This is a genomic window from Marinobacter sp. (assembly GCF_041984545.1).
Lineage (GTDB): Bacteria > Pseudomonadota > Gammaproteobacteria > Pseudomonadales > Oleiphilaceae > Marinobacter.
Window position 1 is genome coordinate 21,512 of the sequence record NZ_JBHIXV010000001.1, and the last position, 12,721, is coordinate 34,232.

The 12,721-nt window shown below is 56.6% G+C and carries 19 protein-coding genes; 2 read left to right on the forward strand and 17 right to left on the reverse strand.

The window, feature by feature from the left end; all coding sequences use genetic code 11:
* Position 1: 1 nt before the first annotated feature.
* The 15 genes from ACFC20_RS00120 to ACFC20_RS00190 form a co-directional block, all read right to left on the reverse strand.
* Positions 2-418, reverse strand: a complete 417-nt coding sequence (locus tag ACFC20_RS00120) for a hypothetical protein (protein WP_375191231.1) — start codon at positions 416-418, stop codon at positions 2-4.
* Positions 418-1,869 carry a hypothetical protein gene (locus tag ACFC20_RS00125; protein WP_375191232.1) on the reverse strand — a complete coding sequence of 484 codons (1,452 nt, stop codon included), beginning with the start codon at positions 1,867-1,869 and terminating at the stop codon, positions 418-420. The genes ACFC20_RS00120 and ACFC20_RS00125 overlap by 1 nt, the downstream gene beginning before the upstream one ends.
* A gap of 2 nt (positions 1,870-1,871) precedes the next feature.
* Positions 1,872-2,369, reverse strand: a complete 498-nt coding sequence (locus ACFC20_RS00130; RefSeq protein ID WP_375191233.1) for a hypothetical protein — start codon at positions 2,367-2,369, stop codon at positions 1,872-1,874.
* A complete protein-coding gene (locus ACFC20_RS00135; RefSeq protein ID WP_375191234.1) occupies positions 2,359-2,733 on the reverse strand; it encodes a hypothetical protein in 375 nt (124 codons plus the stop codon). The genes ACFC20_RS00130 and ACFC20_RS00135 overlap by 11 nt, the downstream gene beginning before the upstream one ends.
* Positions 2,730-2,927 (reverse strand): LPXTG cell wall anchor domain-containing protein, encoded by a 198-nt coding sequence (locus tag ACFC20_RS00140; protein ID WP_375191235.1) that lies wholly within the window; start codon positions 2,925-2,927, stop codon positions 2,730-2,732. Before ACFC20_RS00140 ends, ACFC20_RS00135 begins: the two co-directional genes overlap by 4 nt.
* A gap of 9 nt (positions 2,928-2,936) precedes the next feature.
* A complete protein-coding gene (locus ACFC20_RS00145; protein ID WP_375191236.1) occupies positions 2,937-3,227 on the reverse strand; it encodes a hypothetical protein in 291 nt (96 codons plus the stop codon).
* A 15-nt stretch (positions 3,228-3,242) separates the two neighbouring features.
* Positions 3,243-4,049 (reverse strand): major capsid protein P2, encoded by an 807-nt coding sequence (locus ACFC20_RS00150; protein WP_375191237.1) that lies wholly within the window; start codon positions 4,047-4,049, stop codon positions 3,243-3,245.
* 341 nt (positions 4,050-4,390) lie between these two features.
* On the reverse strand, positions 4,391-5,065 hold the full coding sequence (locus tag ACFC20_RS00155; protein WP_375191238.1) for a hypothetical protein: 675 nt from the start codon (positions 5,063-5,065) through the stop codon (positions 4,391-4,393).
* Positions 5,055-5,474, reverse strand: a complete 420-nt coding sequence (locus ACFC20_RS00160) for a hypothetical protein (RefSeq protein ID WP_375191239.1) — start codon at positions 5,472-5,474, stop codon at positions 5,055-5,057. Before ACFC20_RS00160 ends, ACFC20_RS00155 begins: the two co-directional genes overlap by 11 nt.
* Positions 5,471-5,752: a hypothetical protein gene (locus ACFC20_RS00165; RefSeq protein WP_375191240.1), complete on the reverse strand. Its 282-nt coding sequence runs from the start codon at positions 5,750-5,752 to the stop codon at positions 5,471-5,473. Before ACFC20_RS00165 ends, ACFC20_RS00160 begins: the two co-directional genes overlap by 4 nt.
* Positions 5,739-5,930, reverse strand: coding sequence for a hypothetical protein (locus tag ACFC20_RS00170; protein WP_375191241.1), 192 nt, complete (start codon positions 5,928-5,930; stop codon positions 5,739-5,741). Before ACFC20_RS00170 ends, ACFC20_RS00165 begins: the two co-directional genes overlap by 14 nt.
* Positions 5,927-6,154, reverse strand: coding sequence for a hypothetical protein (locus tag ACFC20_RS00175; RefSeq protein WP_375191242.1), 228 nt, complete (start codon positions 6,152-6,154; stop codon positions 5,927-5,929). The genes ACFC20_RS00170 and ACFC20_RS00175 overlap by 4 nt, the downstream gene beginning before the upstream one ends.
* A complete protein-coding gene (locus tag ACFC20_RS00180; RefSeq protein ID WP_375191243.1) occupies positions 6,144-8,024 on the reverse strand; it encodes a replication endonuclease in 1,881 nt (626 codons plus the stop codon). Before ACFC20_RS00180 ends, ACFC20_RS00175 begins: the two co-directional genes overlap by 11 nt.
* 84 nt (positions 8,025-8,108) lie before the next feature.
* A complete protein-coding gene (locus ACFC20_RS00185; RefSeq protein WP_375191244.1) occupies positions 8,109-8,447 on the reverse strand; it encodes a hypothetical protein in 339 nt (112 codons plus the stop codon).
* A gap of 3 nt (positions 8,448-8,450) precedes the next feature.
* Positions 8,451-8,759, reverse strand: coding sequence for a hypothetical protein (locus ACFC20_RS00190; RefSeq protein ID WP_375191245.1), 309 nt, complete (start codon positions 8,757-8,759; stop codon positions 8,451-8,453).
* 147 nt (positions 8,760-8,906) lie between these two features.
* Here ACFC20_RS00190 and ACFC20_RS00195 point away from each other — a divergent pair, with 147 nt between their 5' ends.
* Both ACFC20_RS00195 and ACFC20_RS00200 read left to right on the forward strand, forming a co-directional pair.
* Positions 8,907-9,254, forward strand: coding sequence for a hypothetical protein (locus ACFC20_RS00195; protein WP_375191246.1), 348 nt, complete (start codon positions 8,907-8,909; stop codon positions 9,252-9,254).
* 147 nt (positions 9,255-9,401) lie between these two features.
* Positions 9,402-10,658 carry an ABC transporter substrate-binding protein gene (locus ACFC20_RS00200; RefSeq protein ID WP_375191247.1) on the forward strand — a complete coding sequence of 419 codons (1,257 nt, stop codon included), beginning with the start codon at positions 9,402-9,404 and terminating at the stop codon, positions 10,656-10,658.
* Here the strand turns inward: ACFC20_RS00200 and ACFC20_RS00205 are convergent.
* Both ACFC20_RS00205 and ACFC20_RS00210 read right to left on the reverse strand, forming a co-directional pair.
* Positions 10,627-11,037 carry an ACT domain-containing protein gene (locus tag ACFC20_RS00205; RefSeq protein ID WP_375191248.1) on the reverse strand — a complete coding sequence of 137 codons (411 nt, stop codon included), beginning with the start codon at positions 11,035-11,037 and terminating at the stop codon, positions 10,627-10,629. The genes ACFC20_RS00200 and ACFC20_RS00205 overlap by 32 nt on opposite strands.
* A 189-nt stretch (positions 11,038-11,226) precedes the next feature.
* Positions 11,227-12,687: a malate:quinone oxidoreductase gene (locus ACFC20_RS00210; RefSeq protein WP_375191249.1), complete on the reverse strand. Its 1,461-nt coding sequence runs from the start codon at positions 12,685-12,687 to the stop codon at positions 11,227-11,229.
* Positions 12,688-12,721 lie beyond the last annotated feature (34 nt).

Consider the following 12,721-nt stretch of genomic DNA (forward strand, 5'->3'; position numbering starts at 1 on the left):
GTTAGCAGCCAATCTGAAACAGTGGCTGCTCGACTTCAATGTAACTGTCTACGGTCGCGCTTATGCCAGCGTCCGCCGCCGCTGTTACATCCAATTCGACGCGCAAATCTGTTTCACCGGCTACCTGGCTCATATCAACCGGCGATTTGTTTGAAATCACAGTTACGCCATTGATGGCCAGTGCCTCAGATCGAATCACCGTTTCACCGGCCATCAGTTTTATATTTACCGCCCCCGTCGTTGGCGCTGCAGATAGCCTGACCAAATACCGCCACATGCATGGCTTGTATTGCACATTGGCAAGCGGTCCCAGCTTTGGCCGCATGTTTTCCGGGGTTGCTGTTTGTCCGATCGCGTCCAGGCTTGTGGCCATTTTTGGCTCGAATCCCAGATGCGTGTTACCTGCCATCACTGTCATCAGATTGCCGCTCCTAATTCAAGTTCGTTATCCAGGACCAGAACAACGCGCCCCGGAAGAATGGTTGTAAAATTATCAATCACGTTTGTTCGTGCAAAAGAGGCATTCCCCCCGGTTATGGTTTTGAAGGGCTGGCCAGATCCGTCCTGCGTCAGGTCAAATTGATAAACATGATCCAGGTAATCATCTGGCGCTTTTCGCCTGTAGTGGTACTCAATGGCAGCTTTTATAAGCTCGCCTGACAGTTTCAGGCCGTTGGGCAATTCTTCCGCCTGTATATCCGCTGTAATTTGCGGGAGATCCTGAGGTTTGGCGTAGGCCGTGAAAAGGTCGCATCCTGGCGTGATACTCCGGATGAGCGGTTTTGTTGTGTAGTCCCGGACTGCCAGCTTTTTAATGCCATCACCGGCAGTCCCCGACATTGCCCAAATATCATTGCGCTCCACGTAAAACGGCCTTGATAGTTGCGCATCTTGAAGCGTCACAGCCTCCACCAGTTCCCACGGCGCTCGTTTATAAAATTCTAAGGTTTCGCCGTCGGCACTGCTGATTGCGATATGGCCAGTAAACGGATCAACGGTCACCCGGCCAGCGGTGTTAACCGGCACCCCATCGAATTGCTCAAAAATTTGATTACCCTGAAGGTCGTAAATCCGGACTACGCGATAGCTGGCATTGGTTGACCCGCAATAGGTCAAAATGCCACCAGTAACCGGATCATAGGCAATATCGTCGATCTTATCTTCGTTTGCTGGCCCTTCTTGCGGTGTAAACAGGTACGTCGGTTGCCCAACGTCGTTTAGTATTGCGACCCCGAACCCAAAGTTTGCATCAAGCCCCACCACACCAGCGCCGGGCACGTATGCAAATGCGTCGTCGTGATTTACCACACTTGATACGTAACTACGCTTTTCCTGGAGCGTTTCACGGTCTCGGGTAATGATTCGGTAACTATCATTGCTGAAAAGATCCTCAATTTCGGTAACTTCCCCGACTGCCCCGCCAACGATTGCCAATTCTGGATGCGCTAGAGAAATTTCTTGTAGGATCTGGCCTTCGGCGAAGCTTTCAACGGTTGTCACTTTCGGCATCAGATCAATCCTGACTGTGTGCCGGGTGTCGGTCACAAACGTGCCATCGGCTTTCCTAAGCCCCGGCTCGATCATTATTTCACCACGAACTATTTTTTCGTCATAGGTGCCGTTGCCCATGACAAACGCCACCGCCGCCGGGTTATCCGGGTCGGTGTTTTCGAATTCAACGCGGGCATTCGGCCCTGCCAGCGGCTCGAATTCCTGATAACCGCCGGCCCGCATGGTCACGGTTTTGCCCGCGATCTTTACCCGTATTGGCCGGTCCGCAAACTGGCAGAAAATGTAGGTTTCCCCGTTGCCGTTAATCGGGTAGGTGCCGCCGGCGGGAATGGTGAATGCTTTGGTATCGCCTGCCATGCTTACCCCTTACGATTCAGCAGCCACACGGCTGCAACAGTGCCGGAGGCAATGAGCCCCCACTTGGCCACGTTTTCGAATGCCTGCGAGGCGTCGGATCTGGTCGAGCTGTTCGCGTAGCTCAATACCCGGTCGAGTTGTTCGCTGATGCCCTGGTTTGCGGAGCTGGCGAAGTTCACGGCGCGGGCCAGCGAATCCTTGGCAAATTCCTGCGTGCCCAGTAGCGCGTCGTACCCGTCGCCTACCAGTTGTTCGGAGGTGTTCAGCAGCTCTTTATAACTCTCGCCTGTGGCGGCAATGCCGGTTTTCGCAATGTCCGCCCCGGCTGCAATAGAGCCCTGATCAGATAGCGTTACGTCGCCCACGGTCAGTTCGGAGCGGGCCAGATTGATGTTACTGGCCAAGGATGCAGACTCACCGCCGCCGCCGGCGTAGTCCGCATTGTTGAAGATGTACTCTTCCGTTGTTGTTTCCGTTCTGGAATCGCTGTTACCAACCATGTGCGACCACCGTTTCTTTTTTGCTCCAGCCGTGGCGCTCGAACTTGCGCACCAGCCCCGGCCTTTCGATATGAGCCCGCAGCCGCTTTATGCCGCAGTCCTCCGCGAGCTGCATACACCACGGAATAATTACATCGGCGTCGGAGCCCTGGCAGACCACCAGAACCAGCTCCCGCTCCCCGTTCGGGTGGCGCTCCACACGGGTGACCAGATAGGTTTCCCGCGTCAGATCATCCAGCCGCCACAGTTGCGCCCGCCCGGCGGCTACATCGGCCCGAATCCGGGCCATTTCTTCCGGGCTCCGGGCTGCAATGTCGAGCCCGGATTCTGCCCGGTCGTTCCAGTCGATTCGTTGCGCTTTCACTTTTTCACCGCCACCCACAGGACCGCCCCGGCAATCGCTGCCATAACGATCAGGTTGATATTCACGCCTTCAACGCCGGTCTGCGGAGGCGGGCCAAAGTTGAAAATATGCCCGCCCTGTTGCAGCTCGGAGCTTGTCGAGGCGCCCGAGGATGTTTGCAGGCCACCGCCGCCGGTTGAAATGCCTGGAATCATGGCGCCCCCTTAGCTGCGCGAGTAGATCACCGCCGCAAGGCCCAGGCCCAGCGCGAGAAACACCCAGCCTTTCATTCCGCCGAGTGTGCCGGTGATTTCATCGGCCACTTTCTGGGCGCTGCCATCGGTCGGTGTGGTCACGGTCTGATCGTAGGTGTCGGCGGTGGTGGTTCCGGATTGCTGGCCATCCTGGCCCCGGAGCCGTGCAGCGGTGCCCGCTGCCCAGCCGCTGACAACCTCATTGAGCGCACCGGAAAAGGTGCCCCCAAGGTCAGACCACGAAAGGTCGAGTTCTTCCATGGTCTATCCCTCCGATCAGTTGCCCAGACCGCCCACGTAGTCCACGTAGATCGGGCAGTTGGCTTGCGTGGTGCCGACTTCCAGAATCAGCGCGAAATCACTTACACCGGTGAGCGGGAACGGGTCGCCGGCGTAGCCCTTTTCGGTCCGGTCGATCACGTACCAGCCGGTTTGCGGGTCGCGGCGTGCCCTGGCCTGCGCGGCGCGGTTTACCGCGTCGGTGCGCTCAAAGTGCTTTTTCTGGTCCAGCTCAACCTTGAGCAGGCTGATGTTGGCCGTTGCCGCCTTGATGAACATGCGGCGCACTCTGGCGAACTTGACACCGCCTTTCGGCAAGTCCCGAATCTGGCGCTCTCCGGCGTTCAGGTCATACGGGAACTTGAGCAGGCGCGGAATCAGGCCCGGACCACCCGGCGCGGCGTCGTCCACATCCGCGAACAGGTCCAGTGATGGGCTTGTGGCGTCGCTCGGAACGTCGATTTCCACGGTGTATTTGGAAATGTACCGCCCGTTTTGATCACGGGAGCCGGTGTTGATGCCGGTCATTTCCTCACCGTCGCGGGTTTTCATGTTCTCGGTATTCAGAGGAATGAACAGAACGCCCGCTTCCGCCGGGATCTTGTCGTGCTGGTTCATCGCGTCGCGGTCAGCGGCGCTGTATTCCTGGATAACTTCACCGTTGATACGGTGCCGGATCATGAGCTTTGACCGGTCCACGGTGCCACCGATTACGAGGTCAAAGTTCAGGTACTTGTAACCGATGGGCATGTCGTAGGTAGTGGTGTTGCCAGCGGCCACACCGTTACCAGACGTAATGCGCATCGGAATTCTGTAAGGCGTTTTAGCCATGGTTCAGCCCTTCTGCGTTAATGGATTCTGGTCTGTTACCCGGCTTAGCCGTAGATAACTTTCTTGACCGGAGCGGCAGCGCCTACCCGGTTAATGACCATGAGCGCCAGCAGCGAAAAGCCCACGGCTTTCAAAACAGTTTTGTTAGGTTTCACGTTTGAAAATCTCCCGTTTCAGATACTCACCCACGACCATTCCCAGCGCGGAAATGATGATTCCGTAAACTAGGTGTTTGGTGGTCATGGCTCCCCCGTTGGTTAATGGTTACGCAACCTGAAACCTATGGGATAAAGTCCAGCGCTGCCAGCGCTTTTTTATGCCTCAATCGTTAACGGGTTTTCTTTGATCTTCACCGCCGTTAACGACTTTGCCCCATTCTCCGGAATCTGGATAACGCCCCGGAAATATTCGTTAGCGGCCATGTTCTTAATGATGTATTCCCGGTTTTTCAGACCACTGAGCAGCGATTCTGGAACGTCGATTTCGGAGGCCATATACTTCCTGTCCTGTGCCCTGGCCAGCCGGCCCACCCGCATAAACGAGGCGTTTCCCATAATGGTTTTGTCCGATTCCGCCGGGCGCTGCGTGACCGCTATCAGCGCAATTCCCCGTTTTCGTCCCCGGCTTACTAGCGTGTGCCAGCCCGGAGGCGCCTTACCCGGCGAGGTTACCCCGGCCAGCTCCTCCGCAACCGCCGTACACACGCCCCAGGCGAACACCGCCCGGCACCATGACTCGAATTCGGTTACCTTGCCCACGTAGGCAAACTTCCCGGCCTTCGATTTCGCCAGCTTCGTGACCAGCTCCCGCATGTTGGTTACGCGCTGCATACCCGGCACGCCCTTTGGCCCGGTGTATTCGTCGTCGATATCCCAGACAATGGCCCGCTTCGCCTTCACCAGTGCCTTTTTGATCACCACCGACTTCCCGGAGCCCGACGAACCGCAGACCACCCCAATATCGGCTTCCCGGCTGGTATCAACCCTCATCGGCTTGCGTCCCCCCTTCCTGTTCTTTGGCTTTCGGCTTTTCCCTGGCTGGGATGCCCTTGGCCACACGCGGGCCAAAGATGGCCGCTGTCATGAGCAGCGCGTTTAGCTCCACCCCGAAGGCGCCGATGCCATCCGGCCAATACTTGTCGATCATGTCGGCATAGCCATCGGCCAACGCCTTTTTTTCGGCGTCCTGAATCATCCAGTTTGGACAGCCCAGATCACACCCGAAGGAAATCAGCGGGTAAATCACCTCAGCCGTTGCCGGCCCCTGACGCTCGGCCAACTCCCCGCCGGCTTCCTGTTGCTCCTCTCCGGCCAGCTCCGCCGCTATGCTGTTCAGTTCGTCGGTGTCGATAGCGGCGCCGGCGGTTTCCTGTTCCCGTTCTTGAATATCGTCTTTCATTCGTCGTCGTCCTCAAGCAATGCCGAGAGCCAGTTTTTCGGCTTTGGCTTCGGTTTGTTTTCCGGCTCCGGCTGGCGTGCCGGCTCCGGGTTTTCCTCGCCTTCCAGCGGTTTCATGTTGTCCCGCATCCACTGTTGCCCCGCTTCCAGATTCGGCGTAATCATGCCGTGTTTGCAGGCGTAGTAGAGCTTTCGGCTACCCCGGCTGTATTGCCGGACCTTGCCCACGCACCCGGACTCGAGCGGGCACGCGATGGTGCCAATATCAGGATTCGCCACGGTTACCCCCTTCCATTTGCTCGATTCGCTTTTCCAGCGCTTCGATGTGGTTAATCATGCCTTCCATGCACTGCGCAGCCTTCACCATGGCCTTTTTGCCGAGCTGGGCAGCGGCCCACGGGCTGGCGTTTTTCAGTGCTTTCAGGTCTGTTACCAGATCTGCAAATTGCTCTTTCATAGTCCCCACTTCTCCAACAGGTACAGGGTTTTGTTAATCCAGTTCGCAAGGTGGTTTTTCCATGTCCACCCGCTTCGCTTTTGTTTCGTGAAATCCAGCGCGGTTAAACGCTTTCCGGTCATGGTCGGATACACCCGACAACCTGCGTACACCGCCATTGCCCGATAAATCGCCATTCCGATCAGGTGCCGGTGATAAGCCCTTACATGCGCGTCATGGTCCATACAGCCCGCCTCCGTCGGTCATTGCCCCGCCCCCTGGCGGGGACGGTTCAGGACATAACTGCACTGGCGTACAGTTATTGCCACGAGTCCAAGTGGCGGCATTCGCCGCCCGGCGGTAGTCCGCCACATTGGAGAACGGCGCCGGCCTTTCGGTGTCGCCACCATGCCCCCAGGTGCAACCGGTCCACGGCCCGAACATGTCTTGCCATTCCTGCACCGACTCACCCCGCCAGAACGCCCGCGAATGTTCCGCCCTGGCCCGATGGCTGGCGTTTTTCTCAGCGGTGCCGGCTTTCTGCAGGGTCCATCGGGTCAGGCGGGTAACCATGGAACAGAGCCCGGACACCGCCACACCGATCAGGCGTTGAACCGGCTGGTAATACTTGCTCAGCCCGTCCGGCTGGTATTGGCTCCGGATAAACTGCTCATCCCGGCGAACTGTCATACCGCCCTGCAACATGGTGTAAGCCGCCCAATCGGCAGAATCGGCAGCGGTCCACGTATCAATGAGCTTTTCGGCCTGTTCCTGGCTCAGATCAAACTTGCCGGTCATGTCCTCAATTTTCAGGCGCCGCAGCTCCCGCCACACGGTCACAGAGGCCCCGCCGATCTGTTGAAACTGGCGAATACCCCAGGCAGCGGCCCATGCGTCGATTCGCTCGGCTGAGTTCTTCGCGTCCTTCCCATACAGATCCTCGTCTATGGCGTGCCCGTCTATGTTCTTGCTGATGTACTTCGCGATATAACCGGCAGCGCTGCCCTTGTCCGGGTCGATGTTCACCACCGTTACCCGGTGTCGTTGCGTGCCCCACTCTTTCCCGTCCTCCCGGGTGCCGTAGTCGCGCATGATTTCGGTCAGCCGTTTTGCTTTTTCCGGGTCCACGAATAACAGCAGGTGCCAGTGCGGTGTACCGTCGTGATGCGGTTCGGCCACCCGGAAGCCATAAGGGCGGATATCTTCGCGCCACAGTTGCGCCCGGATCTGCGACCACACCCGGCAGAAATAAGCCTGCGCCTGACGCGGGTCAAAGCCCTGGTATTTCTTATTCGGGACTACCCGGTCCCAGCTTTTGATGTAGGTCATGCGGTGATACTTGGAAGGCGCCGTTAACGTGATGAACACCCCCACGTGTCCGGCGGTTTCTGCGCACTGCTCGAAGCCCTTGATGCGCACCATGAGTTCGGCCCGCCTGTTAACGGGATTGGCCATGCTGGTTTTCGCCACTTCCAGCAGGTTGATTGCCTCGCCTGCGTCGTTAACGGCTTCCATGTTCGTTAAGGCTTCGCGGTTCCTGGCCTTTTGAGCCTTGCGCCTGTTAACGGTGGTGTTACTGGCATAGATTCCGGATTCTTTGTGTACCAGTTGGATCTCCCGGGCTACGGCTTCGATTTTCCGCGCCTGAATTTTCCTTACCTGCAACCGCCACCACTTCGGGTCGAAGATCCGGGCAAAGGCGCCGGCGAAATCCTGTTTTGTCGGATGCTTCGGCATTTCCGGGCAGGGTAGACCGCATTCCGCCAACCGCTTGTTGGCATAGCGCCATGCTTCCACTACACCGGCGGTTCGGGTCCACTGGTCGCAACTGTCCGCGATTTCCGAGGCGTGCCGCTCACACCACTTTTTCAGCTCGGAATCATGCACGGTGCAGGTGAGCCCGGTTTTTCCCAATTCCAGATTCTCGGATAGCTCCCTCAGCCGGTGATTTGCCTGCACCGGGTCTACCCTGGCGGTGCGCATGTAGTCCACGGCCAAAGGCCGGCCCAGCTCCCCATGTTTCCGGCATAGCTTCGCAACATAGGCCCGGCTGTCCGGCCCGATCTGCCCCCATTCTTCCGATTTCAGCCCGTGCCATTGGAGCGGTTGTCCCACGTTCTATTTCCCCTGAAAGCCCTGAAAAGTAGATGAACAAAAAAACGGCCCCGAACAGGGCCAAGTTCTCCCGGTGGCGTTTCTTCAAGCCACCCCCTTGCGGGTCTGGACCTCCACGCGGCGCCAGTCCATCCCGTCCGCTATCACGGTTTTCAGCTCTCGGAGGGCAACCCGGATTGATTGCCGGGTTTCCTCAGTCATGTGCGCCCAGGCTTTCGACGCGGTGAAGCGGGACACGCCCGCCACTTCGCACACCACCACCCGGAACCGCTGGCTACGGGTTTCCCAGAACGTGATTTCTTTCGGGTCTACGCCCTGGCTCACCCATTCCCGCATCATGGCGCCCAGGTCCGCCGGGGTTTTCCCCCGGTAGAACTCGGAGCGCATGAGCGCCATTTCGGTGATGCTCTGCGTTGCCTGCATGGTTCAGCCCTCCACCAGTTGAGCGGCCTCAACGGCTTTTTCGGCGTTGTACTGGCTCCAACCGGGCAGGCTCATTAACGACTCGGAAGGCCGGTTGAACACAGACACCCACGGCGTGCCCATCTTGTCCTCACCGAACCGCATTACCCAGCTTGCCCAGGTGTAGTCACCATGGGTCATGCCTTCGGCTTTCATCTGTTCCGCTACCAGCCTTTCCAGCTCGGCAACGGGCATGTCTGGAACTATCGACTGTTTGTGATATCGGATGAGATCAAGCGCCAGTTCAAATAACGACTTTTCTTGAACGTCCATAACGGGGTTCCCTTCGGGTTGATTTTCGTTAACGGGTCACCGGTTAACCACCCGGTAACTGACGGTCACATACTAGTTAACCTTTCCCGGGTCATGCAAAGGGTCTACATTTCGTTATTAGTCGCGTGACGCGAATCGGGGAGACACATGGAAAATTCGGCCACTAAGAAATATCTCGACATCCTCAGGAACCAATACAACGGTTGCTCTGATTACCGAATAGCCCAGCTATTACAGGTGTCTAAGGCATGTGTAAGCCGCTGGAGCAATGGAAAAGTGGGGTTAGGTGACGAAAGCGCGGCCCGCCTCGCAGACCTTTGCGGCCTGGACCCGGTGGAAGTGATTACAGAATTGCATCTTGAGAAGGCGAAAAGTCGCGCTACGCGACTCTATTATGAGGAAGTTTTGAAGCGTACCAGCACGGCGCTAGTTGTTGTTTTGCCTGCATTTTTCTTTTTTTTGGCCCCAATGGTTACAGGTTACGCAACCCTTTAACGGCCTATACATTATACGCAGTTTTGGATGGAAACGCCTGTGCAAAAGGCCGCATAAAATTGGCTGATCCGGACGCCACCTCCTATTCTCTAATCATGGCTGTAAGCCTCAGCTGCACCCAATTACGTCCACCAATGGGCACAACACATGAATTTCAGGGATGCACTACTCGTCGTTTTGTTTTTCTGCGCCTCGAGCCTGCTCTCTGCTGAAGAGATTCGTGTCAGTCTCCAACTCCAGCCAAACCAGCGTGACACATTCGAAAGGATCTTCCAGCAATTCCAGGTCGAAACCGGAATCAAGATTGTGTCTGTTGTGGAAACAGATCTGGGTTATAAACGTAAGGTACCCCTCTGGCTGATCGAAAGAAAAGATACACCAGACGTCATGTTCTGGAGTGCGTCGCAACGGCTGTATCTTTATGCGGAAAAAGGTCTGATTCTGCCCATCACCGAGCTTTGGGATGAGCAAAATTACGACGAGCTATTCTCACACGTCAAGACGGGCGTCACGCTCAACGGCGAAGTTTACGCGATTCCATTTGCCTACTATCACTGGGGGCTTTTCTTCAGGAAATCCATGGTTGAACAGTTCGGAGGCGCGCCTGAGGATTGGGAGTCCTTTATTGCGGTTCTGACCAGAATGAAGAAGGCAGGCATTACTCCGATCGGTATCGGAACGCGCCAGAACTGGCCTGCTGCCGCCTGGTTTGATTACATCAATCTTCGTATGAATGGCCTGGATTTTCATCTGGAGCTGCTCAATGGAAACGTCTCTTTTCACGATGCACGTGTACAGAACGTTTTATTGGAGTGGAAACGACTTATTGATAGCCAGTTTTACAATGAGGACCATGAAAACTACGACTGGGACGGCGTGCTCCCGTTTTTCTATCGAAATAAGATGGGCTTTATGCTGCTGGGCAACTTTGTGGCCAGCAGATGGCCAGTCAGGGATCCGCTGTTCGAGGACATCGGTTTTATGCCATTTCCCACCATTAATCGAGGCATCCCCTACTATGAAAATGCCCCAACCGATGTATTCATGATTCCCAAGAGCACAACGAAAGTGGCCGAAGCAAAAGCCTTTCTCCGGTTCATGGCGCGTGCCGATGTTCAAACAACGCTGAACAAGGATCTGGGGTATCTTCCGCCAAACCGGGAAGCCACTGTTGGCGAAGACAGGTTCATCAGAGACGGTGCCGAACTCATCAGCCGGGCTGCGGGGCTCGCCCAGTACTTCGACCGGGATACACCCCCGGCTTTCGACGAGCTGGCAACGCCGTTACTGGCCGACTACATCAGCACCGGAAATATCGATGCCCTTACAGAAGGCCTGGAAGCTGCCAGAATCACGATTTTTGGTTTGACGCCTAACCCGCAGGATTCTCAGCCAGTTCCTTGAGCGCCCGCAGGGCTTCATCGGTGCGGTCGCTCGGAACGAACATATGGTCGTGGTAGAAACCAGCGATAACATTCGTCGTGATGCCTCGCTCTGCCAGCAGGCTGGTGACGACCGATGTAAGCCCGAGGGCCTCAAGGCTGGAGTGGCCTTCAAGCGTGATACGACGGAATACACGGTAATAATCCAGGCCTTCGGCCTCCGCCTGTTCCAGCGGAATCACCAGGGTGAGCCCCTCCAGTTCGGCGATGCTTACAATAGGCTTGAGGTGTTCCAGCTCCCCGTACGCAGCTTTCGGTACAGTGCAGTACACGTAAGACGCCGGATCCAGCTTTGGTGAAAGCTGACTGATCAGATTCTGGAGGAATTCGGTTCGCATCATTTTACTGCCCTCTGGCCCCATGGCTTGGCTTCCTTTAAAAGGTAGCATGTCCAGCGTTCCACGTTAGAAATACGTTGTTGGATGCGAATCCGGTTTGTAGAGATATATCGCTCTCTCCCGCACTATTGCTTGAGTTTGCACTGCCGATAGCTCAATCCGGCGCGGCTGAGTCATCGGCAGCGCTGCACTCTATTCCGGCGTAATTCCAAGCCTTGCATTCACCAGATCGCGGATTTCGCGGTAGCGGTCGGCGTCGTGGCTGAGGGTCTGCAGGTTGTCCTCAGGGAACATTTCCTTTTTCTTTGCCTGCGCTTCCGGCTTGCTGAACAGATCCGGCATCAACTGTTCCAGGCAACGCAGCATCACCTCAGGAGACACCGAGGCCCCGGGCGACGCCCCCAGCAAAGTACCGTAGGTCTTGTCGCTGTTGACGAGAATCTCGGTGCCCATCTGCAGGTCGCCGTCGCGGATAATCTGCACCCGCTGGCCGGCCTCCACCGGCTTCCAGTCGAACTTCTTGCTCATGCCGGGCGCGAAGCTTTCCAGCTCCTCGAACATGCTCTTCTCGCCCTTGAAAGTCTCCGACAGCAGGTATTTAACGAGCGGGAAGTGCTCAATGGCAACGTTCAACAGGCTCGGGATGTCGTGCAAGCGCATGGACTTCAGGTAGTCCAGAAAACCTCTTCCACGTTCCAGAACCGGCTTGAAGGAAGCGAACGGCCCAAACAGCAGGTAATACTGGCCATCGGCCACCCGCAGGTCCAGGTGTGGCACAGACATGGGTGGAGCCCCTACCTTGGCTTTGCCGTAGGTCTTCGCCCGGTACTGCTCTGCCTGCTCGGCGGTGATCGGCGCCTGCAGGAAACGGCCGCCCACCGGGAAGCCGGTGAAACGCCTCGCAAACGGCAGGTGGCTTTTCTTGAGGATGGGGAACGCACCGCCACCGGCACCCACGAACAGAACGTCTGCCCGATACTGCTTGGGCAACATGTCACCTCGATGATGGGTCTCGATCAGCCAGGTTCCGGACGGGCTCCTGTGCACCCGTTTAACGTGGGTGCCATATTCAATTTTCACACCCAGCTTGTTAACCGCATACTCGGCCATCTGTTCCGTCAATGCGCCAAAGTTCACGTCGGTACCCGTCTCAATTACCGTGGCGGCCATTTTGTCGGAGCGCGGACGCTCTTCCATAGTGAACGGGATCCAGCTCTTGATCTCGTCAAAATCCTCGGAGAAGCGCATCTGCTCAAAAAAGTGGTGAGCCGACATCTCTTTGTAACGCAGCTTGAGCTCCGGGATTGAGGGCTCAGACACGATGGTGCAGTGCTTGGTACGGTTGATGAAGGTTTTCGGCTCCTTGATCGCGCCCTTCTCCACCAGATAGGCCCAGAACTGTTTGGCCACGTTGAACTGGGCGTGGATCTTGAGGGCCTTTTCTACAGAGATGACTTCTTCATCCACCGGGGTGTAGTTCAGTTCGCAGTTGGCCTCATGGCCCGTGCCGGCGTTGTTGAATACCCACGAGTTACCCGCTCCCGGCCCATCAAGCCGTTCAAGGATGGTCACCTCAAGCTCGGGCGCCAGTTCCTTTGCCAGTACGGCAAAAGTGGTGCCCATAATCCCTGCGCCAATGATCGTTACGTTCATACAGAAAGTCTCACCCGTTCCAATGTGTTCCAAT